Origin of the sequence: Microvirga soli (assembly GCF_016734765.1) — a bacterium.
GTDB lineage: Bacteria > Pseudomonadota > Alphaproteobacteria > Rhizobiales > Beijerinckiaceae > Microvirga > Microvirga soli.
Genome location: NZ_JAERQE010000002.1, coordinates 384,636 through 405,245, shown reverse-complemented (window position 1 = coordinate 405,245; position 20,610 = coordinate 384,636). Strand labels below are relative to the sequence as shown.

Annotated in this window: 20 protein-coding genes; 7 read left to right on the top strand and 13 right to left on the bottom strand. The window is 63.9% G+C overall.

From position 1 onward, the window contains the following. Nucleotides 1-5: 5 nt before the first annotated feature. From JKL45_RS03740 to JKL45_RS03720, 5 genes are all read right to left on the bottom strand, one after another. On the bottom strand, nucleotides 6-710 hold the full coding sequence (locus JKL45_RS03740; protein WP_201859760.1) for an ABC transporter ATP-binding protein: 705 nt from the start codon (nucleotides 708-710) through the stop codon (nucleotides 6-8). After that, the gene (locus JKL45_RS03735) at nucleotides 703-1,485 is read right to left on the bottom strand and encodes an ABC transporter ATP-binding protein (RefSeq protein ID WP_201859759.1); all 783 of its coding nucleotides are present in this window, start codon (nucleotides 1,483-1,485) and stop codon (nucleotides 703-705) included. The genes JKL45_RS03740 and JKL45_RS03735 overlap by 8 nt, the downstream gene beginning before the upstream one ends. Further along, nucleotides 1,482-2,429, bottom strand: a complete 948-nt coding sequence (locus JKL45_RS03730) for a branched-chain amino acid ABC transporter permease (protein ID WP_201859758.1) — start codon at nucleotides 2,427-2,429, stop codon at nucleotides 1,482-1,484. The genes JKL45_RS03735 and JKL45_RS03730 overlap by 4 nt, the downstream gene beginning before the upstream one ends. 2 nt (nucleotides 2,430-2,431) lie before the next feature. Then, the gene (locus JKL45_RS03725; RefSeq protein ID WP_201859757.1) at nucleotides 2,432-3,304 is read right to left on the bottom strand and encodes a branched-chain amino acid ABC transporter permease; all 873 of its coding nucleotides are present in this window, start codon (nucleotides 3,302-3,304) and stop codon (nucleotides 2,432-2,434) included. A 76-nt stretch (nucleotides 3,305-3,380) separates the two neighbouring features. Then, nucleotides 3,381-4,502 carry an ABC transporter substrate-binding protein gene (locus JKL45_RS03720; protein ID WP_246498280.1) on the bottom strand — a complete coding sequence of 374 codons (1,122 nt, stop codon included), beginning with the start codon at nucleotides 4,500-4,502 and terminating at the stop codon, nucleotides 3,381-3,383. A gap of 375 nt (nucleotides 4,503-4,877) precedes the next feature. On the opposite strand from JKL45_RS03720, the gene paaG reads away from it, so the two are divergent. The 4 genes from paaG to JKL45_RS03700 are packed head-to-tail and all read left to right on the top strand — an operon-like array spanning nucleotide 4,878 to nucleotide 8,141. Continuing rightward, complete coding sequence (paaG, locus tag JKL45_RS03715; RefSeq protein ID WP_210345650.1) at nucleotides 4,878-5,672, top strand: 2-(1,2-epoxy-1,2-dihydrophenyl)acetyl-CoA isomerase PaaG; 795 nt, start codon at nucleotides 4,878-4,880, stop codon at nucleotides 5,670-5,672. Next, nucleotides 5,672-6,145: a hydroxyphenylacetyl-CoA thioesterase PaaI gene (gene paaI, locus JKL45_RS03710; RefSeq protein ID WP_201859755.1), complete on the top strand. Its 474-nt coding sequence runs from the start codon at nucleotides 5,672-5,674 to the stop codon at nucleotides 6,143-6,145. Before paaG ends, paaI begins: the two co-directional genes overlap by 1 nt. Nucleotides 6,146-6,162: 17 nt before the next feature. After that, nucleotides 6,163-7,497, top strand: a complete 1,335-nt coding sequence (gene paaK, locus JKL45_RS03705; protein ID WP_201859754.1) for a phenylacetate--CoA ligase PaaK — start codon at nucleotides 6,163-6,165, stop codon at nucleotides 7,495-7,497. Nucleotides 7,498-7,505: 8 nt separating this feature from the next. After that, nucleotides 7,506-8,141, top strand: coding sequence for a TetR/AcrR family transcriptional regulator (locus JKL45_RS03700; protein ID WP_201859753.1), 636 nt, complete (start codon nucleotides 7,506-7,508; stop codon nucleotides 8,139-8,141). Nucleotides 8,142-8,162: 21 nt separating this feature from the next. Here the strand turns inward: JKL45_RS03700 and JKL45_RS03695 are convergent, their stop codons facing one another. The 7 genes from JKL45_RS03695 to JKL45_RS03665 all read right to left on the bottom strand — a co-directional run bounded on the left by JKL45_RS03695 (nucleotide 8,163) and on the right by JKL45_RS03665 (nucleotide 13,737). Beyond that, nucleotides 8,163-8,966, bottom strand: a complete 804-nt coding sequence (locus tag JKL45_RS03695) for a Phenylacetic acid catabolic protein (RefSeq protein WP_201859751.1) — start codon at nucleotides 8,964-8,966, stop codon at nucleotides 8,163-8,165. Between the two features lie 15 nt (nucleotides 8,967-8,981). Continuing rightward, entirely contained in the window at nucleotides 8,982-10,058 is a 1,077-nt protein-coding gene (gene paaE, locus JKL45_RS03690) for a 1,2-phenylacetyl-CoA epoxidase subunit PaaE (RefSeq protein WP_201859750.1), read from the bottom strand. A 16-nt stretch (nucleotides 10,059-10,074) separates the two neighbouring features. After that, nucleotides 10,075-10,587 carry a 1,2-phenylacetyl-CoA epoxidase subunit PaaD gene (gene paaD / locus JKL45_RS03685; RefSeq protein WP_201859749.1) on the bottom strand — a complete coding sequence of 171 codons (513 nt, stop codon included), beginning with the start codon at nucleotides 10,585-10,587 and terminating at the stop codon, nucleotides 10,075-10,077. 13 nt (nucleotides 10,588-10,600) lie between these two features. Beyond that, nucleotides 10,601-11,359, bottom strand: a complete 759-nt coding sequence (gene paaC, locus JKL45_RS03680) for a 1,2-phenylacetyl-CoA epoxidase subunit PaaC (RefSeq protein WP_201859748.1) — start codon at nucleotides 11,357-11,359, stop codon at nucleotides 10,601-10,603. After that, nucleotides 11,359-11,649: a 1,2-phenylacetyl-CoA epoxidase subunit PaaB gene (gene paaB, locus JKL45_RS03675; RefSeq protein ID WP_036358944.1), complete on the bottom strand. Its 291-nt coding sequence runs from the start codon at nucleotides 11,647-11,649 to the stop codon at nucleotides 11,359-11,361. The genes paaC and paaB overlap by 1 nt, the downstream gene beginning before the upstream one ends. Nucleotides 11,650-11,660: 11 nt before the next feature. After that, nucleotides 11,661-12,656 (bottom strand): 1,2-phenylacetyl-CoA epoxidase subunit PaaA, encoded by a 996-nt coding sequence (gene paaA, locus JKL45_RS03670; RefSeq protein WP_201859747.1) that lies wholly within the window; start codon nucleotides 12,654-12,656, stop codon nucleotides 11,661-11,663. Between the two features lie 184 nt (nucleotides 12,657-12,840). Further along, nucleotides 12,841-13,737, bottom strand: a complete 897-nt coding sequence (locus JKL45_RS03665; protein WP_201859746.1) for a PaaX family transcriptional regulator — start codon at nucleotides 13,735-13,737, stop codon at nucleotides 12,841-12,843. Nucleotides 13,738-13,952: 215 nt separating this feature from the next. Between JKL45_RS03665 and paaZ the strand changes: the two genes are divergently transcribed. Both paaZ and JKL45_RS03655 read left to right on the top strand, forming a co-directional pair. Then, nucleotides 13,953-15,980, top strand: coding sequence for a phenylacetic acid degradation bifunctional protein PaaZ (gene paaZ / locus JKL45_RS03660; RefSeq protein WP_201859745.1), 2,028 nt, complete (start codon nucleotides 13,953-13,955; stop codon nucleotides 15,978-15,980). 107 nt (nucleotides 15,981-16,087) lie between these two features. Continuing rightward, the gene (locus JKL45_RS03655) at nucleotides 16,088-16,513 is read left to right on the top strand and encodes a PaaI family thioesterase (RefSeq protein ID WP_201859744.1); all 426 of its coding nucleotides are present in this window, start codon (nucleotides 16,088-16,090) and stop codon (nucleotides 16,511-16,513) included. Between the two features lie 12 nt (nucleotides 16,514-16,525). Here the strand turns inward: JKL45_RS03655 and JKL45_RS03650 are convergent, their stop codons facing one another. Next, a complete protein-coding gene (locus JKL45_RS03650) occupies nucleotides 16,526-16,981 on the bottom strand; it encodes an Lrp/AsnC family transcriptional regulator (RefSeq protein ID WP_201859743.1) in 456 nt (151 codons plus the stop codon). A 158-nt stretch (nucleotides 16,982-17,139) separates the two neighbouring features. Between JKL45_RS03650 and JKL45_RS03645 the strand changes: the two genes are divergently transcribed. Continuing rightward, nucleotides 17,140-20,610, top strand: coding sequence for an indolepyruvate ferredoxin oxidoreductase family protein (locus tag JKL45_RS03645; protein WP_201859742.1), 3,471 nt, complete (start codon nucleotides 17,140-17,142; stop codon nucleotides 20,608-20,610).

Sequence of the window (20,610 nt, the reverse complement as noted above, 5' to 3'; positions counted from 1 at the left end):
GCGGATTACTCGATCCCGAGATAGGCCGCCTTCACCTGAGGGTCGGCGAGCAGGGAGGAACCCGTTCCGCTATAGGCCACCTTGCCGGTCTCAAGCACATAGCCGCGATCGGCAATCGCCAGAGCTGCGCTGGCATTCTGCTCCACGAGAAGCACCGTGATCCCGTCCTTCCTCAGTGACACGATGGCATCCAGAATCTGATCGACCAGGAGCGGCGACAATCCAAGCGACGGCTCGTCCAGCAGCAGGAGCTTGGGACGCCCCATCAGGGCCCGCCCGATAGCCAGCATCTGCTGCTGGCCGCCCGACAATCCTCCAGCCAGAAGATGGCGCTTCTCGGCCAGGATCGGAAACATTGCGAAAACCCGGTCGCGATCCTGCTCGATCTCCTTGTCGCGCCGCCTGTAGGCTCCAAGCCTCAGATTGTCCTCGACTGTCAGAGGTCCGAACACCTGCCGGCCCTCGGGCGACTGGGTGATCCCGAGTTCTACCCGCTGATGCGGCGCCAGACGGTCGATGCGTTGTCCCTTGAAGCGGATCTCCCCGCCGGTCATCGGCTGCACACCGGAAAGCGCACGCAGCAGCGTCGTCTTTCCCGCGCCATTCGCGCCGACGAGCGCTACAACCTCCCCGGCATGCACCTCGAGGCTGACGCCCTTGAGGACTTCGATCCGGCCATAGGCGCTGCGCAGGTTTTCCACCTCAAGCACGGGCAGCCTCCCGGGCGCCGTGCTGTCCCAGATAAGCCTCAAGGACCTTTGGATCATCGCGCACCTCCCGCGGCGTTCCCTCGGCCAGCGGCCTGCCTCGCTCAAGGACCAGGATCCTGTCGGAGATCTTCATGACGAGCTTCATGTCGTGCTCGACGAGAACGACCGCGACACCCCGGTCGGCGACCTGCCGGATCAGATGATCGATCTCCTCGGTCTCGACCGCATTGCATCCGGCGGCCGGTTCGTCGAGAAGCAGCACGCGCGGCTCGGCGGCAAGAGCGCGGGCGATCTCGAGACGCTTGCAGGCCCCGTAGGGAAGAGAGCCGGCCGGCACGTCGGCCACATCCTTCAAGCCGACATAAGCAAGGAGATCGAGCGCGGCAGCCCGCGTTTCCCGGTTCTGGCGCGTCACGGACGGCGTTCTGAACAGCGCCGGCAGGAGACTGCATTTCTCCCGGAGGTGGCGCCCGACCATCACGTTCTCGCAGGCCGTCATGCGCTGGAAGATCTGCAGGTTCTGGAACGTGCGGGACAGCCCGCGCGCTGCCAACTTGTGCGGCGAAAGACCGGTCACATCCTCATCGGCCAAGTGGATCGTGCCACGGCTTGCCGCATAGATGCCCGACACGATGTTGAAGAGGGTCGTCTTTCCCGCCCCATTGGGGCCGATGATCGAGAGAATCTGGCCCGGGCTCACGGAGAAGCTCACGCCATCGACGGCTTTCACCCCACCGAAGGAAATGCCGATATCGGTTGCCTTGAGGATTGTCATGACCGCGCCCTCCTGAGGAACAGGCCGGAGAGACTCGGCACGATGCCGTTGCGCATGAAGATCATGGACACGACGATGATGAGCCCGAGCAGCAGGTGCTCGTATTCGTGAAACATCGTCAGCGCCTGCGGCAGCGTCACCAGAACGACCGCGCCGACAATGCTGCCGACGACGGATCCAAGCCCCCCGAGCACCACGATGGTAACGAGTTCCACGGAGTGCAGGAAGCCCGCCTGATCCGGGTTGATGAAGCCGTTCATGAAGGCCAGGGCTGAACCGGCGATCGAGGCATAGACGGCGGCGATCACGAAGGCCTGCAGCTTGAAGCGGGCAACATCGACGCCCACCACCTGGGCGGCGACCTCGCTGTCATGCAGCGCACGGAAGGCCCGTCCTGTTGGTGTCTCGTCGAGATTGAGCGCGATCCAGGTTCCGACGAGCAGAAGCGCACCCGTCACCCAGTACCATGTATAGGAACCGCTGACACGCCAGCCGAACAGGGTCAGGCGCTCGACGGGCATCCCGTCCGGCCCACCGGTCCATCCGCTCTCCGTCGAGATCACAAGCGCGACGAGCACACCGAGGCCGAGAGTTGCGATGGCGAGATAGTGCCCTTTCAGCCGCAGGATCGGACGTCCCACGAGATAGGCGAGCACGGCGGAGAGAGCCGCGCCGATCAAAAGCGCCGCCCAGGGTGGAATGCCGAGATGCGTCGGGCCGATGGCGACAGCATAGGCGCCTATCCCGAAAAATGCCGCGTGGCCGAGACTGACCTGGCCCGCCTGCCCCATGAGGATGTTGAGGCCGATGGCCGCCAGCGCCGACACCCACACGAGCGACGCCACGCGGAAGTAGTAGCTTGAGGGAAAGACAAACGGGAGGACAGCAATCACAACCGCCAACACGGCAAGGGTCAGGAAGCGTTGGTTCAGGAGAGCACCCATTCTCACACCCTCTCCACAACCCGGCGCCCGAACAGGCCCTGAGGAGCCACGAACAGGACGATGAGGATGACCAGGAACGCGAAGGCATCCTTGTAGGTGGAGCTCAGGTATCCCGCACCGAACGCTTCCAGCAGACCGAGAAGCAGCCCGCCGACCACCGCGCCGACAGGATTGCCCATGCCTCCGAGCATGGCGGCGGCGAATCCTTTCAGGGCCAGGAGCGTGCCGACATCGTAGCTGGTCAACGTAATCGGCGTGACGAGAATGCCCGCAATCGCTCCGATGGCCGCGGAGCCGCCAAAGGCGAGCGCCATGATCGTGGTGGTGTTGATGCCGACGAGCCGTGCTGCCAGCCGGTTCGCGGCCGTCGCCAGAACGGCCTTGCCAAGGAGCGTGTGCTCAAGAAACACGTAGAGCGCCACCACCACGACCGCGGCGCCGCCGAGAACCCAGAAGCTCTGCGGCTGGACGGCGGCACCCAGGATGTCGATCGGCGTCTCTCCCGTGAAGCCGGGAAGCTTGTGAAACTGCTTGTCGAAGATGATGGCGGCGATGCCTCGAAAAAGGATCGACGCCCCGATGGTAATGATGATGAGGGTCACGGCGGATGCGCCGCGGGCAGGCTCGATCGCAAGGCGATGGAGCAGAAGCCCGATCACGACGGCGACCACAACCGCGATGAAAGCGGCCAGCACCAGCGGTACGCCGGCGGCTGAAGCGAACACCGTCACCATCCCGCCGAGCATGACGAACTCGCCCTGGGCGAAGTTCACCACGCCGGATGCGTTGTAGATCAGCGTGAAGCCCAGCGCGACAAGCGCATAGACAGCGCCCACCGTCAGACCGGAGATGAGGAACTGGAGGAACTCGGCCATGAATTTGTCCCGCGACCTTCAGGTTGCCGAACGGGAGGCGGACACCCGCCTCCCGTTCAGTCGCTTTCGGCGAAGATCAGCTGCCTGATGCCACCAGGTTCCAGTCGCCACCCTTGATCTCAAGCATGCGGAAGGCCGAGAGATCGAGGCCGAGATGGTCCGTCGCCGACATGTTCACGATGCCGCCGGTGCCGACGAAGCCCTTGGTCTTCTCGATCTCGTCACGGATCTTCTGCGACTCCGTGGAGTTCGCGCGCTTCATGGCCTCGACCAGAATGAAGAGACCATCATAGGCGTGACCGCCGAAGGTCGAGACGGGCTGTTTAGTGGCACTCTCGTAGGCTTGCTTGTACTCGGTCACCACCTTCTTCTGCGGATCGCTCTCCGGCAGCTTGTCACCCACGAGCAGCGCCGCAGCCGGCAGGCGGACACCCTCGGCCGCAGCCCCAGCGAGATCGATGAAGCTCTTCGAGGCGACGCCGTGGCTCTGGTAGAACGGGATGTTGTTCATGCCGAGCTGGGCATAGTTGCGGGTCACGATGGCGGGCCCCTGGCCGAAGCCCGGATTCACCACCGCCTGCACGCCGGCCGTGTTCTTGATCTTGGTGAGCTGAGCGGTCATGTCGCTGTCACGCGGGCCGTAATTCTCGTCGGCGATAATCTGCATGCCGTAGGTGGGCGCGACCTTCACGCATTGCGCCCGCATGGAAGCGCCGAAGCCGTCGGTGCCGGACACCAGGCCGATCTTCGTGAGATTGCGCTTCTTCAGATCCTCGAAGATCTTTTCGCATGCCATCTTGTCGGTGTGCGGTGTCTTGAAGACGAACTTGCGCACGGGGTCGATCACCTCGATGGCGCCCGCGAGCGAAATGAAGGGCACCTTGGCGTCCTCGAATACCGGGATCATCGCCATGGTGGAGCCGGTCGTCGTGCCGCCGACCATGGCGATCACTTCGTCGTCCTCGACGAGACGCGTGGCGAAGGTGCGCGCCTTGTTGGCATCGCCGCCGTCGTCGTAGATCACCAGTTCGAGCTTCTTGCCGTTCACGCCGCCGGCCGCATTGATCTTGTCGACATAGAGCCGCAGCGTCTTGTCCTCAGGCTCGCCCAGGAACGAGGATGGCCCGGTCACTGACAGAACCGAGCCGATCTTGACGGTGTCCTGTGCGAGGGCGACCTGTGACACGCCAAGCGCCATGACGCTGGCGACCAACAGGGTTTTGAACGTAGCTTTCGATTTCATTTGTTTCCTCCTGGTTTGTTGTCGGCGGTTTTTCTTATTGTTGCGCAAGGCATGAGGCTGCCGGGAGCCTGAACTTCGTTGCGAAAGGGAAGCACGGGGATTTGAAAGGCAGCAGCACAATGTCTGGCGAACAGGCGTCAGCACTCAAGCTGCGGCGCGTGGCAGACGCATCCTGTTCGTCGAAACATGCCATCCCGTTCTGCTCCCTTGAGGGCCGAGTGTTGGCTCATTGACGCTGTTTCCTCCATCAATATAATTGACCGAACGGTTGGTCAATACTACACAAGACGCAGAAAGCCCGCTTGCCATCAGCGACATTTCGGGAGGGCCATGGTGGAGACTGATCTCATCGTCACGGAGCGGCGGGAGGGATACCGCATCATCACCCTCAACCGTCCCGATCGCCTCAACTCCTTCAACGAGGCGATGCACGCGGCATTGATGTCCGCGCTCGTCGAGGCGGAGGTGGACGACAGCTGCAGGGCAATCGTTCTCACGGGCGCCGGGCGCGGGTTCTGTGCGGGGCAGGATCTCTCCGACCGGGTCTTCAGCCCCGGGCAGGTGCCGGATCTCTCCTCCACCCTCGAGCGTCTCTACAACCCTCTCGTTCGCAAGCTGCGCGCGCTGCAGATGCCGGTCATCTGCGCCGTCAACGGCGTCGCGGCCGGTGCCGGGGCCAACATTGCCCTGGCCTGCGACATCGTTCTGGCCGCGCGCTCGGCAAAATTCATCCAGGCTTTCGCGAAGCTCGGCCTCGTTCCCGATTCTGGCGGAACTTGGTTCCTGCCGCGCCTCATGGGGCCTGCCCGCGCCCGCGCTCTCGCGCTCCTGGCGGAGCCTGTTCCGGCCGAGCAGGCGGAGGCCTGGGGCATGATCTGGAAGGCGGTCGACGACACCAGCCTGATGGATGAGGCCAATCGTCTGGCGGCTCATTTCGCCACGCAGCCGACGGCCGGGCTCGCCCTGATCAAGCAGGCCCTCAATGCCTCGGAAACGAACGATCTCGACCGGCAACTCGATCTTGAGCGCGACCTGCAGGGCCAGGCAGGCCGCACGCCGGACTACTTGGAGGGCGTCACTGCGTTCTTTGAGAAGCGGTCGCCGAAATTCACGGGAAAAGCCTGATGGACGCACCCTCCTCCGCACTCGCCGCGCACGACATCGCGCAAGCCTGCGCGCAGGCCATGTGGGCCGAGGATCAGGCGAGCCAGGGCCTCGGCATGGTCGTGGAACGGGTTGCGCCAGGCGAGGCGGTTCTGTCCATGCCGATCCGGCCCGACATGACGAACGGCCATGGCATCTGTCATGGTGGCTTCATCTTCACGCTCGCCGACTCGGCCTTTGCCTTCGCGTGCAACACCTACAACCAGCGCACGGTCGCGCAGCAATGCGCCGTGACGTTCCTGCAACCGGGGCGCAGGGGCGACACGCTCACGGCCCACGCGGTGGAGCGCAACCGCTCGGGCCGCTCGGGCATCTACGACGTCACCGTTCGCAACGCTCAAGGCGAGGTCGTGGCCGAGTTCCGCGGGCATTCGCGCACCATTGCCGGCACGCTGCTCGCATCCGCTCCACACAGCGGCGCCCAACAAGAATGACAGGATGGGAGGTTTCCTTGGCCGAGATCCCGCTTCGCAAGCTTTCCGAACTCAAGCCTCAGCCGGCTCAGCTCGACAGCATCGAGCTGGCCTCACGGGAGGAGCTCGCCGCTCTGCAGCGCGAGCGCCTCGCCTGGACCCTGCGCCATGCCTATGAGAACGTGCCGCATTATCGGGCAAAGTTCGACGCGGCGGGCGTCCACCCGGACGACTTCAAGGATCTGAGCGACCTCGCCAAGTTTCCGTTCACCACCAAGGCCGACCTGCGGGACAATTATCCCTTCGGCATGTTCGCCGTGCCGCAAGACCAAGTCGCGCGCATCCACGCCTCTTCGGGAACGACCGGCAAGCCGACAGTTGTCGGCTACACGAAGCGCGACATCGAGGTCTGGTCCGACGTGGTCGCGCGCTCGATCCGCGCGAGCGGCGGGCGTCCCGGCATGAAGGCCCATGTGGCCTATGGCTACGGCCTCTTCACCGGCGGGTTAGGCGCGCATTACGGCGCCGAGCGCCTCGGCTGCACGGTGATCCCCATGTCGGGCGGTATGACCGAGCGACAGGTTCAGCTCATTACCGATTTTAAGCCGGACGTGATCATGGTCACGCCGTCCTACATGCTGGCGATTCTCGACGAGTTCAAGAAGCAGGGTCTCGACCCGCGCCAGTCGTCGCTCAAGGTCGGCATCTTCGGAGCGGAGCCCTGGACGAATGCCATGCGCGCCGAGATCGAAGAGGCCTTCGACATCCATGCGGTCGACATCTACGGCCTCTCCGAGGTGATGGGACCGGGTGTTGCCTGCGAGTGCATCGAGACCAAGGACGGCCTGCACATCTGGGAAGACCATTTCTATCCCGAGGTGATCGACCCCTACACCGGCGCAGTGCTGCCGGACGGCGAGGAAGGCGAACTCGTCTTCACATCGCTCACCAAGGAGGCGATGCCGGTTATCCGCTACCGCACCCGGGACCTGACGCGCCTCATGCCCGGCACCGCGCGCACCATGCGCCGCATGGAAAAGGTCACCGGCCGCACGGACGACATGATGATCATCCGCGGCGTGAACGTTTTCCCCAGCCAGATCGAGGAAAAGCTCCTGACCATTCCATCGCTCTCCGGCCATTACCAGATCGTGCTGACCCGCGAAGGCCGCATGGACCAGATGGAGATCAAGGCCGAGATCAGGCCCGAAGCCGACTATCCCGAAACCCGGAAAGCCGCGGCCGACCGCTTGAGTCAGGCGATCAAGGATACTATTGGCATCACCGCCCGGATCAACGTCCTCGACCCGGAAGGCATCGAGCGCTCGCTCGGCAAGGCGAGACGCGTGATCGACCGCAGACCGAAAGAATAGCAGCCCCCATGGCCCGCACCCGCGCCACAAACTACGATGAAAAGCGTCGGGCGATCCTCGATCGCTCGGCCGAACTCTTTGCCGAGCATGGCTATGACCGCGCCTCCATGAGCAAGATCGCGGAGGCCTGCGGTGTCTCCAAGGCGAACCTCTACCACTATTACCGGGACAAGGAGGAGCTGCTCTTCGACGTCATCCGCTTCCATCTGGAGGAACTGCTCGAAGTGGTGGAGGCCGCCGACCGGCCGGACCTTTCCGCCGGGTCCCGCCTCAAGGAACTGGTCGCGGCCCTGCTCGAGGCCTATCGCGATGCCGATGCCCAGCACAACGTGCAGATCAACGGCCTGCGTCTGCTGCCGCCCGACCGGCAGACGGAGCTCAAGGCGATGGAGCGAGAGCTGGTGAAAATCTTCTCCGATGCGGTAGCCGGCGTCGCGCCGCAGCTGAAGGGCACCAAGCTGCTCAAGCCCGTGACCATGTCGCTCTTCGGCATGATCAACTGGCATTATCTCTGGTTCAAGAGCACCGGCGACGTGACCCGCGCCGATTATGCCGAGCTTGTCGCGCAGCTGATCGTGGACGGAACGCGCAATCTTCACGCGGAACCCACTGCATCATCCCGGCGTATCAGCGCTGCGGAATAGAAAGTCCTTCGCGACCGGCGACTACTGCAGAGAGGCCTGATCGCCGATCTCAGGCGAGACATGCCTCGGAATGCCGAGACCGAAGCGCGATAGCATGGGATGAACGATGCCCTCCCACTGGGCTATCAGCTCCTTTCGGCCCTTATGGCGCAGCCCATATTTCCGATGCTGGTCGAAGTGGTCCGACACGCTGCTGCCGAAGGTGTCGGCTACACGCGGATACCAATAGTTCACGGATGCCTGCGCGTCGGTCCGGTCGTGCCCTCTCTCGAGCGCCACCTGCAATCCCTCTTGCCCAAGCTCTGCATGCTGCTTTTCGACGGGAAGGATGCCGGAGAGCGTATCGGCCAGGGGCTGGTAGGAGCCGCGGGTGAGTTCGTCGAGCTGCACGACGGTTGCCTGCCCCATGAGGCAGTTCATCACCACGGCATCGACCCAGCCGTTGATCGGGTAGTGGAAGACGTTGAGGCGCATGTCGCCGCTTATGCGGCGCTGCCCGAGATTGGCGCTCCGGTCGAGACGGGATGCCCAGGGATGTGCACCCACATACTGTCCCGTATTGGCGCCGAACTCCTCCATCAGTTCGAGCACCTGCCGCGCATGGTTGAACTTCTCGAGGACGATGCGTGTGGCCGTGATCCGCTCCTTCAGCCCTGGCGCCAAATTGATGCAATCGGCAAACCCCGAGGCACCGGCCATTTCGGAATCGACGAAGATCGCCATGAGGCGCATGAGTTCAGCGCGATAGCGCGGCGTCACGTTGTCGGGAGCGCTCAGGCGGCCACCGCCGGTCACGAAGCTGACGAGGCTTTCTTCATCGACCATGGCGCCTCTCCTCAATCACCTGTCGAAATCGACCAGGATTTTGTCCGTCACCGGGTAGCTCTGGCAAGTCAGGATATAACCCCGGGCGATCTCATAATCCTCAAGGGCGAAGTTCGCGTCCATGTCGACCTCGCCCTCGACCAGCATCGCCCGGCAGGTGGAGCACACGCCGCCCTTGCAGGCATAGGGAAGTTCCAGCCCCTCGGCTGTCGCCGCATCGAGCACCGACGCGGTGCCCTTCTCGAATGACAGGGTGCGAGCGCGCCCATCGATGACGATGGTGGCCTCGCAGAGGTTCCTGGCCTCCTCGGCCTTCGCTTGCTCGGGCGTGCGCTGACGGCGGCTCGGCGTCGAGGTGGCAAACAGCTCGAACTTGATCTTGCGCTTGTCGAGGCCGTGCTCTTCCAGGCTCTGTGCGACACCCAGCATCATGTCCTGCGGCCCGCAGATGAAGGCGGTGTCGATCGAGGAGGCATCGAGCCAGTGATCGAGGAGCTGATCGCACTTCTCCTTGGTCAGGCGCCCGTTGAAGAGGTCGATGTCCTGCTGCTCGCGGCTGAGGATGTGGATAAGGCTGAAGCGCTCCAGATGCTCGTTCTTGAGATCCTCAAGCTCCTCGCGGAACATGATCGAGCTCGATGCACGGTTGCCGTAGAACAGCGTGAAGGAGGATTGCGGCTCGGCCTTGAGCGTCGTCTTGACGATGCTGATGAGCGGCGTGATGCCGCTGCCCGCGGCGAAACCCACGAAATGCCTTTTCTGCGTGTGGTCGAGGGGCACGAAAAAGTTGCCCATCGGCGGCATCGCCTCGATTACATGGCCGGGCGCCAATTGCTCGCTCACCCAGTTCGAGAACACGCCACCGGCGATCTTCTTGATGCCGACCCGGAGCTTGCCCTCCGTCGGAGCGGCACAGATGGAATAGGACCGCCGGACCTCGTCCCCATCGATGGTGGTGCGCAGGGTCAGGTATTGCCCCGGCGAGAAGCTGAACGCCTCCTTGTACTCATCCGGCACGTCGAGCGTGAGGATGATGGCATCGCGGGTCTCGCGCCTGACATCGGCAACGGTGACAGGATAGAACTTTGTCATGGAGCGTCCGCTCGTTTCAGATGCACTTGAAGTAGTCGAAAGGCTCGAGGCAGGCGTCGCACCGATACTGCGCCTTGCACGGCGTCGAGCCGAACTCGCTGATGCGCGAGGTGTTCTCGGACTTGCAGCGCGGGCAGGCGATCGTCAGCGGCTTGCGCAGCAGGCGGTCGAAGACTGAGGGGCCTCCTGCGTTCTCGGCCGGAGGCGCGATGCCGTAGGCTTCGAGCTTGCGCCTGCCGTCCTCACTGATCCAGTCTGTCGTCCAGGGCGGCGAAAGCCGGCGCTCGACGCGCAGGCGGTCAAGTCCCCGCGCCCGCAATGCGGCCTCGATATCGAAGGCGATGACGCTCGTGGCCGGGCAGCCCGAATAGGTGGGCGTGATCGCCACGACAAGCTCGTCGCCAGCCCATTGCACATCGCGCACGATGCCGAGATCCATGACGGAAACAGCCGGCACCTCCGGGTCGGGAACCTCTTCGAGCCAGGTTCTGATCTGCTCCAGGCCGGGCCGTGTCAGGCTGCTCGTCATGGCTGCCGTCTCCCTACCACGTTGCGTTGGGATAGGCCCGCTGCAGGAACTGGAGATCCGCCAGGATGTAGCCGAGATGCTCCGAGTGGATTCCACGCTTGCCGCCGCGCTGCGCCCATCCGGGCTGAGGCAGGGTGAGCGTCGCCTCCTCGGCGGTCGAGCGCATCAGGCCGAGCCAGGGCTCGTGCAGCGACGAGGGATCCGGCCCGATGCCATCGCGCACCATGGCCTCGTCCACCGCGTCGGACTCGAACATCTCGCCCGTATACATCCAGAGATCGTCGATGGCCGTCTGCATGCGGCGATGGCTCTCTTCCGTGCCGTCGCCGAGGCGCAGCACCCATTCCTGGCTGCGCTCCAGGTGATAGGTGACTTCTTTGAGGCCCTTCGCGGCGATCTCGGCGATGCGCGCTTCCTTCGAGCCCGTGAGTTCCCGCAGCAGCAGGTAATGCCACGCATCGAAATAGAACTGGCGCGCCATCGTGGCGGCGAAGTCGCCGTTCGGCTGCTCCACGAGCAGGACATTGCGGAAGTCGCGACCATCGCGCAGGTAAGCGAGCTTGTCGGCATCGCGCCCCTTGCCTTCGATCTCTCCCGCAAGGTTCAGCCAGAGCTGCGTCTGCCCGATGAGATCGAGCGCCACGTTGGACAGCGCCAGATCCTCTTCCAGCGCTGGCGAATGCCCACACCATTCCGACAGGCGATGACCGAGGATCAGGGTGTTATCGCCAAGCCGCAGCAGATACTCGAAAAGAGCCTCCTGCCCGCTCATCACATATGCCCCAGCTCTTCGGGAATCTCGTAGAAGGTCGGGTGCCGGTAGACCTTGCTGTTGGCCGGATCGAAGAGCGGCCCCTTCTCGCTCGGCGAGCTTGCCGCGATGTCGGAGGCGCGCACCACCCAGATGCTCACGCCCTCATTGCGGCGCGTATAGACGTCGCGCGCATTCATGATCGCCATTTCGGCATCGGGCGCATGCAGGCTGCCCACATGGCGATGGGCGAGCCCGTGCTGGCTGCGGATGAATACCTCCCAGAGAGGCCATTCCTTCTTGTCGGTCATTGCACCCTCCCCTATGCGGCCTTGGCCTTGGCGCGCGCTGCTTTCTTGGCTGCATAAGCGTCAGCGGCATCGCGCACCCAACGACCTTCTTCATAGGCCTTCACCCGCGTGCGCAGGCGGTCGCGGTTGCAGGGGCCGTTGCCGGCGACCACCTGATAGAACTCATTCCAGTCGACCTCGCCGAAATCGTAGTGCCCGCGCTCCGCGTTCCATTTGAGGGCCGGATCGGGCACCGTGAGTCCGAGGTACTCGGCCTGCGGCACGGTCTGGTCGACGAATTTCTGGCGCAGCTCGTCGTTGGAGTTGATCTTGATCTTCCAGCGCATGGATTGCGCGCTGTGAACAGACTCCGCATCGGACGGGCCGAACATCATCAGCGACGGCCACCACCAGCGGTTCAGCGCATCCTGGGCCATCTGCTTCTGCTCGGGCGTGCCGCGCGCAAGCTTGGTCATGGCATCGTAGCCCTGGCGCTGGTGGAAGCTCTCTTCCTTGCAGATGCGGATCATGGCGCGGGAATACGGACCATAGGAGCAGCGCTGCAGCGGCACCTGGTTCATGATCGCGGCGCCGTCCACCAGCCAGCCGATGGCGCCGATATCGGCCCAGGTGAGCGTCGGATAATTGAAGATGCTCGAATACTTCGCCTTGCCGCTGTTGAGCTGCTCCATCAACTCGTCGCGGCTCACGCCCAGCGTCTCGGCCGCGCAGTAGAGATAGAGGCCGTGGCCTGCCTCGTCCTGCACCTTGGCCAGCAGGATGGCCTTGCGCTCAAGCGTCGGCGCGCGGGTGATCCAGTTGCCCTCCGGCTGCATGCCGATGATCTCGGAATGCGCATGCTGGGAGATCTGCCGGATCAGGGTCTTGCGATAGGCTTCCGGCATCCACTCCTTGGGCTCGATCTTGATGTCCTGGTCGACGCGATCCTGGAAGGCGCGCTCCTCGGGAGACATCTCCTCCTTGGATTGGATGTGGTCGACGCCCGTTTTCACCATCTGTGCATACACGGCGCTTCTCCTTGAGCCTTCGTTGTGTCGTCCGGTCTCGCGGCAACCGGTTAACGCCCGCAAGGCAGCAATTTTCCATGCGCCACTGTCCAAGCGTCAGGCAGCATGCCCCGAGGGCTAGCAGGCTGCCTTCTCAATATGTCACAAAAACTGGCTTATTCAAGACATTCTTGTAACGGATCGTCTAGCCGGCCTTCAATTTTGCAACCGGCTGAACTGCCGCAAACCGCTCCTGAAAGCTTCGACCCACGGGCGGGAGCGGGCCTTGATCGTTCTGCGCGTGGCTGTCAATCCAGCTTTCGGCGGCCGGGAGCAGGGTCTTGTAGATTGTCCCGCACAGCCCGCGGGCGGCCGCTCCGGTCCAGGAGTCCGGGAGAAGCTCCTGGGGCAGCAAGGGGTCCTTCAGGACGGCCCGCCGGTAGTCATGGATAAGGAGGATGCGGACCAGCAGGGCGTCGAGGCTGCCGAACCGGGCGCCCCCCTCAAGCGCCGCGAGGGTTCCCGCATAGGTGTCGATGAAGCGCCTGTAGCGGCCCTCAATGCTGTCCAGAGGCCAGGCGCGCTGGGCCAGCCGCCGGGCAGTCGCGACATCGGCCGGAGCGGCCGAAAGGCGAAGCGCTCCTTCCCTCTCATTGGGGGATGCCGTGGCAGCGATGAGGAGGTCCGGCCCAAGAACCCCATAGCCGATCCCGGTCAGTTCGGTGCGGAGAGCGCCCCGGTCCTGTCCGTTGTCGAGGAGGAGAAGGTCGAAGGAGCCGTGCCACCCCTGCGGCGGCTCGGCATAGATCCGCTGCGTCGCCTGGGCAAAAGCCTCTTGCCCCTGGGGTGTGAGCCGGTAATAGCTGTTGCGGCCAACCTTCCAGCGCTCGAACCACCCCTCCGACACGAGACGGGACAGGGCTGTCCTGACCAGGGTATCGCTGATGCGGAACGCCCGCATGATCTCATGCAGCGAGGACAAGGACAGGACCCCGCCCCGCGGCACGACCGCGTCCCCGAAGACCGTCACGATCAGCGACCCCGCCCGGATCGGGGTCCGCTCGTGGAACCGGTCCAGAAGGGTTTCGACAAACGCGGCCATTCACGCCAACTCCGCTGCTTCAAGATCCGACGGTCATCACCCCGAGGGTCCATCGTGCCCTAACCTATTCATGCTTCCCCTGCCCCTGTCGACTCCGGAGTCCCGGAGTTGAGATCCCAAAATTTCTTGACTAACCGACCGGTCGGTCAATAATGCGGACACAGGTGCAGCTCCATTTGAGCCGACGCTGCCGCCCCATTCCTTGAGGTGCCCAGATGAGACTTGAGAGCTTCGTTCGCGAACGTTGGATGTCCCCGGGTCAGGAGCTGGCGGAGGTTCGCAGTGCGGTGACCGGCGACGTGGTCGCCGAGGTCGCCAGTGGCGGTTTCGACATGGGCAATGTGCTGGCTTATGCCCGGCAGGTTGGCGGCCCCAATCTGCGGCGGCTGACCTTCCATCAGCGCGCAGAGCTTCTGAAACGTCTTGCCATTCATCTGTCAGAGCGCAAGGAGCAGCTCTACAAGCTCTCCTACCAGACAGGTACCACGCGGTCCGACAACTTCATCGACGTAGACGGCGGCATCGGCACCCTCTTCGTCTATGCCTCCAAAGGCCGTCGCGAACTGCCCAACACCACCTTCCTCCTGGACGGCGCCGTCGAGCCGCTCTCCAAGGGAGGCAGCTTCGTCGGCCAGCATGTGATGGCGCCGCTGGCTGGCGTCGCCGTTCATATCAACGCCTTCAACTTCCCCTGTTGGGGCATGCTGGAAAAGCTCGCGCCGGCCATTCTGGCTGGCGTGCCAGTGGTCACGAAACCAGCAACGATCACGTCCTACGTGGCGCATGCGCTCGTCCGCATGATCGCGGAGTCGCGCATTCTTCCCGAAGGTGCGCTCCAGTGCATCATCGGCTCGACGGGCGATCTCTTCGATCACCTCACCTGCCAGGATGTCGTCTCCTTCACCGGCTCGGCGGACACGGCCCAGAAGCTGCAGCGACATCCGGTCATCGCCAGGGAATCCGTCCGCTTCATCGCCGAGCGCGACTCGCTCAATGCCGCGATCCTCGCGCCCGATGCCGGGCCAGGCACACCGGAATTCGAGCTCTTCATCAAGGAGGTCGCGAAGGAAATGACGGTCAAGGCCGGGCAGAAATGCACCGCCATCCGCCGTGCGATTGCACCAAACAATCATATGCCTGCCGTCATCGAGGCCTTGCGCGAGCGGCTCTCAAAGATCACGGTGGGCAACCCGGAACTCGACAACGTCCGCATGGGCCCGGTCGTCGGCCTTGGTCAGCGCCGGGACGTGCTGGCGCAGGTGGCGAAGCTGCGGAGCGAAGCTGACATCGTGGTCGGCGATCCGGACAACTTCACAGTCGAGGGCGCGGACCGCGAGCGTGGCGCCTTCATTCCCCCGCTCCTATTGCACTGCCCGGACCCGATCCGCGCCACCAACGTGCACAGCGTCGAAGCCTTCGGCCCGGTCTGCACCGTCATGGGCTATGACGGGCTCGATCAGGGCATCGCGCTTGCCAACCGGGGGGACGGAAGCCTTGTCGCCTCGGTCTATACCTATGATCCTGCGGTGGCATCCGACCTCGTCTTCGGCGTCGGCGCCTTCCATGGCCGCCTCGTGCTGATCGACCGTGACTGCGCCAAGGAGCAGACCGGTCACGGCTCGCCCATGCCGCACATGGTCCATGGTGGACCGGGACGTGCCGGCGGCGGCGAGGAACTCGGCGGCATGCGCGGCGTGCACCATTACATGCAGCGCACGGCCCTGCAGGGCTCGCCCGCCATGCTGTCGCGCGTGACGCAGAGCTGGATCAAGGGTGCTCCGATGGTTCAGGAAGGACGCCACCCCTTCCGCTACCACTTCGAGGATCTCGCCATTGGCCAGACCTTCATCTCGAAGGAGCGCACGATCACCCTGGAGGACATTGAGCACTTCGCCGCGTTCACCGGCGATACCTTCTATGCCCATATGAGCGAAGAGGCCACGAAGGACCATCCGTTCTTCCCCGGCCGGGTTGCTCACGGCTATCTGCTGCTATCCTTCGCGGCCGGGCTCTTTGTCGATCCGGATCTGGGGCCGGTGCTCGCCAATTACGGCCTCGATTCCTTGCGCTTCATCAAGCCCTTGCAGCCGGGCGAGACGATCAAGGTGCGCCTCACGGCCAAATCCAAGTCGCCGCGCAACGAGCAGTATGGTGAGGTGCGCTGGGACGTGGAGATCACCACCGACAAGGGCGAGACGGTCGCGACCTATGACCTGCTCACCATGAACGCGGTACGTGCGTGATGGAAGATCATTGGCAGCACATGCCAGTTGCTTTGAGATAAGACTGGTATCCGCCGCTTCGCCACGGCTGGCAGCGGATATCAGAAGAAGAATGTTTGGGGGAGCCAATGGCCACATTCGATCAAGCGACTGCGGAGCGGATGCTCAGGGACGTCTTCGCGCCCTGGATTCAGGCTCTCGACCTTTCCATCGAGAGCCTCAGCGCCGAGGGTGCGGTTCTGCGCATGCCGTTTTCGGAGAGGCTGTGTCGCGACAATGGCGTGATCTGCGGGCAGGCACTCATGAGCTTGGCCGACACCGCCATGGTGTTTGCCGTCTCCTCCTCCGGAGGTGCGTACCGCCCCATGACAACGGTGGATCAGACCATGCATTTCCTCCGCCCTGCCGCGAAGATCGATGTGCTGGCGGACGCGAAGGTCGTGCGGCTCGGGCGAACCATGGCCTTCGGCAGCGTGACGCTCACGACCGTGGGCGACGATCGCCCCGTCGCCATCGCGCAGCTCGCCTACGCGCTGCTGCCCGAGAGCAAGTAAACCAGATGCATCTCAGAACGGCAGCGCCACGCTGGTCTTGATCTCCTTCAGGATCACGTTGGTACGCACATGCCGGATGCCGGGCAGCCGGAACATGAACTCGTCGAGGAACGCGTTGTAGGCCTTCATGTCCCGCACCACGACGCGCAGGTGGTAATCGGCATCCCCCGTCGTGGCGAAGCATTCCAGAACTTCCGCGCGCGCTGTTACACGTGAAACAAATTCGTCGACGAATTTGGCGTCATGCCGTTCCAGCGAGACGTGCAGGATCGCCGATGTGGTGAACCCCGCCTTTTCCCGATCCACGAGGGCCGAGTAGCCGACGATCACGCCGGCCTCTTCGAGCACGCGGACGCGACGCCAGCAGGCGGAGGTGGACATGCCCACGTCCTCGGCCAGTTGCTGGTTAGTGGTGCGACCCTCCTTCTGAAGCTGCACCAGGATGTGCTCGTCCTGCTTCTCCAGCATGGCGCCCTCCCGTCCGGTATTTTTTACCAGATATAGCGCCAAGATCCGAAACATCTACCACAAAGGAGGCCCAAGGAGGAACAAAGAGGAAGCACCTACCAGCCGTTCGGAACTACCATAGTTAGCCAGAACATGGCTCTCTCCTTGGGATCAGGCTGATGACAAGCGTTCCGTCCCTTGACGATTACCGGCTCTCCGACCGCTATGCCCGCGAGACCGGCCGGGCGTTCCTCACCGGCACGCAGGCCATCATCCGCATCGTGCTCGATCAAGCCAAACGCGACCAAGCGGCCGGCCTCAATACGGCGGGCTTCGTGGCGGGCTACCGCGGTTCGCCGCTCGGCGGCGTCGATCTCGAGTTCTGGCGGGTGAAGGAGCAGCTGAAGGAACATCGGATCGAGTTCCTGCCCGCCGTCAACGAGGACCTCGCGGCCACCGCCGTTCTCGGCTCGCAGCAGGTGGAGACCGACCCCAACCGGCAGGTCGAGGGTGTGTTCGGGCTCTGGTACGGCAAGGGTCCCGGCGTCGACCGATCGGGCGATGCGCTCAAGCACGGTAATGCCTATGGCTCTTCGCCCCATGGCGGCGTGCTGGTGGTGGCAGGCGACGACCATGGCTGCGTGTCCTCGTCGATGCCGCATCAATCCGATGTGGCGTTCATGAGCTGGTTCATGCCCACGCTGCATCCCGCGAGCGTCGCCGAGTATCTCGAGTTCGGCGAGTACGGCTATGCGCTGAGCCGCTTCTCCGGCATGTGGGTTGGCTTCAAGGCCGTGTCGGAGATCGTGGAATCCGGCACATCTGTGGAGTTGCATCCGCCGCGCCAGTTTGTTGAGCCCGATTTCACCCCGCCTCCGGGCGGCCTGCATTACCGCTGGCCTGATCTGCCGGGGCCGCAGATCGAGGAGCGCATGGAGGCGAAGAAGCACGCCGTTTATGCCTTCGCCAAGGCGAACCCCATCGACCGGCGGATCTACGACATTCCAGATGCCTCCTATGGCATCGTTACCACCGGCAAGGCCCATCTCGATCTCATGGAGGCCCTGCGCCTCATCGGCCTCGACGAGGCCGCCTGCCGTCAGCATGGCATCGACATCTACAAGGTCGGCATGGTGTGGCCGCTGCCGCTGCACGACGCCATGGAATTCGTGAAGGGCAAGCGCGAGATCCTCGTGGTCGAGGAAAAGCGCGGCATCATCGAAAGCCAGTTCAAGGAATATTTCTACGACTACCCGGGCTCGAAGCCCGAGCGGATGGTCGGCAAGCACGACGAGACCGGTGAGCGCCTCATCCCCTGGACGGGAGAGCTCACGCCGCGCTTCCTCGCCGGCGTTCTGGCGAAGCGCCTCGACCCGATCTTCCCCGATCTCGACCTCGCGCAGCACGTCGCCGCCCTCACCCCCGACGCGGAGCGCGTGATCGCGGTACCGGGCGCAACGCGCACGCCCTATTTCTGCTCCGGCTGTCCGCACAACACCTCGACCAAGGTGCCGGAAGGCTCCAAGGCCCTCGCCGGGATCGGCTGCCACTTCATGGCGAGCTGGATGGACCGGGAGACCTCGTCGCTGATCCAGATGGGCGGCGAAGGCGTGAACTGGGCGGCCTCATCGAAGTTCACAGGCCAGGGCCACATCTTCCAGAATCTCGGCGAAGGCACCTATTATCATTCCGGTTCCATGGCGATCCGGCAGGCCATGGCGGCGGGCGCCAACATCACCTACAAGATCCTGTTCAACGACGCGGTCGCCATGACCGGCGGCCAGCCTGTGGACGGTCCGATCAGCGTCTATGCCATCGCCCACAGCGTTCGGGCGGAAGGCGTCGAGCGCATCGCGCTCGTGTCGGACGATCCCGACAAATTCGTGCCGGCGGATCTGCCCAAGGGTGTGACGATCAATCACCGCGAAGATCTCGATGCCGTGCAGCGGGAGCTGCGCGAGATTTCCGGCGTCACGGTGCTGATCTACGAGCAGACCTGCGCTACTGAGAAGCGCCGTCGCCGCAAGCGCGGCCAGATGGAGGATCCCAAGCGCTTCGCCTATATCAACGATCTCGTCTGCGAAGGCTGCGGCGACTGCTCGGTGGCGTCCAACTGCCTCAGCGTGGAGCCGAAGGAAACGCCCTTCGGTCGCAAGCGCAAGATCAACCTCTCCACCTGCAACAAGGATTTCTCCTGCCTGGACGGCTTCTGTCCCAGCTTCGTCACGGTGGAAGGTGCCACGCGCAAAGCGAAGAGCACGTCGACCTTCGACGCTGCTGCGCGGGCCATGGCGCTGCCGTCCCCTGCCCTGCCGGTTCTCGACAAGCCGTTCGACCTGCTCGTCACCGGCGTCGGTGGCACGGGTGTCGTGACTATTGGCGCCCTCATCAGCATGGCGGCGCATCTCGAAGGCCGCGGTGTGTCCGTGCTCGACTTCACAGGCTTCGCCCAAAAGTTCGGGCCGGTGTTGAGCTATCTGCGCATCGCCACCAACCCCGGCGAGCTGAACCAGGTGCGCATCGACCAGGGCGCCGCCGACGCGCTCATCGGCTGCGATCTCGTCGTCAGCTCCTCGCCCAAGGCCTCCGGCACCTACCGGCATGGCACGCGCGCCGTGATGAACACCGCCGAAATGCCCACCGGCGACGTGGTGCGCTTCCGCGATGCGGATCTCGCCAGCCGCACGCGCCTGCGCGCCATCGAGCGCGTCATCGGCGCGGGCAACATGGCGACGGTCAATGCCAATGCGCTCGCCGAGACGCTGCTCGGCGATACGGTTTTTGCCAACGTGATGATGCTGGGTTTTGCCTGGCAGCAGGGGCTCGTGCCGGTCTCGTTCGAGGCGTTGTCGCGCGCCATCGAACTCAACGGCGTTGCGGTCGAGCGCAACCGCCAGGCCTTCGCCTGGGGTCGCTTGCTCAGCGCTGATCCGGCGGTTGTGCATGAGATCGCGAACGACAAGCCGGAGGAGCCTGAGACCCTCGATCAGGTGATCGCCCGGCGGGTCGCCTTCCTCACCGCCTACCAGGATGCGCTCTACGCGGGCCGCTATGAGATGATGGTGTCGCGGGTGCGCAAGGCTGAAGGCGCGCTCGCCTCCGAGGCGCTCACCGACGCGGTGGCGCGCTCACTGTTCAAGCTCATGGCCTACAAGGACGAGTACGAGGTCGCGCGCCTGCATATGGAGACCGGCTTCCTCGACAAGCTGCAGCAGGAATTCGACGGCGACTTCACGGTGAAGTACCACATGGCGCCGCCGCTTCTGTCTTCCAAGCGCGATGCGCGCGGACGCCCGAAGAAGCGTTCCTTCGGCTCCTGGATTCAGACGCCCATGCGGGTGCTGGCCAGGATGAAGATCGTTCGCGGCACACCCTTCGACATCTTCGGCTACACGGCCGAACGGCGCATGGAACGGGCGCTGATCGGGTGGTACGAGGCCCAAGTCGAGCGCATCCTGGAACGGCTCGACGCGCAGCGCTTGCCTGACCTCGTGGCAATCGCCAAGGCGCCCATGGATATCCGCGGCTATGGCCCCGTGAAGGAGGCGGCTCTCCACAAGGTGCAGGCGGAGGTAGAGCGCCTGTGGTCACGCGTGGCGGAGCAGCCTGAGGTGATCGACACCCGTCCGCGCGAAGCCGCTCACGCGTAA

Excerpts from the sequence above, each read along its gene's own strand:
- paaE (WP_201859750.1), bottom strand. The coding sequence starts at position 10,058 with ATGACAAAGTTCTATCCTGTCACCGTTGCCGATGTCAGGCGCGAGACC.
- paaI (WP_201859755.1), top strand. The coding sequence starts at position 5,672 with ATGGACGCACCCTCCTCCGCACTCGCCGCGCACGACATCGCGCAAGCC.
- JKL45_RS03695 (WP_201859751.1), bottom strand. The coding sequence starts at position 8,966 with ATGGTCGATGAAGAAAGCCTCGTCAGCTTCGTGACCGGCGGTGGCCGC.
- JKL45_RS03655 (WP_201859744.1), top strand. The coding sequence starts at position 16,088 with ATGGCCACATTCGATCAAGCGACTGCGGAGCGGATGCTCAGGGACGTC.
- paaZ (WP_201859745.1), top strand. The coding sequence starts at position 13,953 with ATGAGACTTGAGAGCTTCGTTCGCGAACGTTGGATGTCCCCGGGTCAG.
- JKL45_RS03730 (WP_201859758.1), bottom strand. The coding sequence starts at position 2,429 with ATGGGTGCTCTCCTGAACCAACGCTTCCTGACCCTTGCCGTGTTGGCG.
- JKL45_RS03720 (WP_246498280.1), bottom strand. The coding sequence starts at position 4,502 with ATGGCGCTTGGCGTGTCACAGGTCGCCCTCGCACAGGACACCGTCAAG.
- paaD (WP_201859749.1), bottom strand. The coding sequence starts at position 10,587 with ATGACGAGCAGCCTGACACGGCCCGGCCTGGAGCAGATCAGAACCTGG.
- JKL45_RS03645 (WP_201859742.1), top strand. The coding sequence starts at position 17,140 with ATGACAAGCGTTCCGTCCCTTGACGATTACCGGCTCTCCGACCGCTAT.
- JKL45_RS03735 (WP_201859759.1), bottom strand. The coding sequence starts at position 1,485 with ATGACAATCCTCAAGGCAACCGATATCGGCATTTCCTTCGGTGGGGTG.
- JKL45_RS03725 (WP_201859757.1), bottom strand. The coding sequence starts at position 3,304 with ATGGCCGAGTTCCTCCAGTTCCTCATCTCCGGTCTGACGGTGGGCGCT.
- paaG (WP_210345650.1), top strand. The coding sequence starts at position 4,878 with ATGGTGGAGACTGATCTCATCGTCACGGAGCGGCGGGAGGGATACCGC.
- JKL45_RS03700 (WP_201859753.1), top strand. The coding sequence starts at position 7,506 with ATGGCCCGCACCCGCGCCACAAACTACGATGAAAAGCGTCGGGCGATC.
- JKL45_RS03650 (WP_201859743.1), bottom strand. The coding sequence starts at position 16,981 with ATGCTGGAGAAGCAGGACGAGCACATCCTGGTGCAGCTTCAGAAGGAG.
- paaC (WP_201859748.1), bottom strand. The coding sequence starts at position 11,359 with ATGAGCGGGCAGGAGGCTCTTTTCGAGTATCTGCTGCGGCTTGGCGAT.
- paaB (WP_036358944.1), bottom strand. The coding sequence starts at position 11,649 with ATGACCGACAAGAAGGAATGGCCTCTCTGGGAGGTATTCATCCGCAGC.
- JKL45_RS03665 (WP_201859746.1), bottom strand. The coding sequence starts at position 13,737 with ATGGCCGCGTTTGTCGAAACCCTTCTGGACCGGTTCCACGAGCGGACC.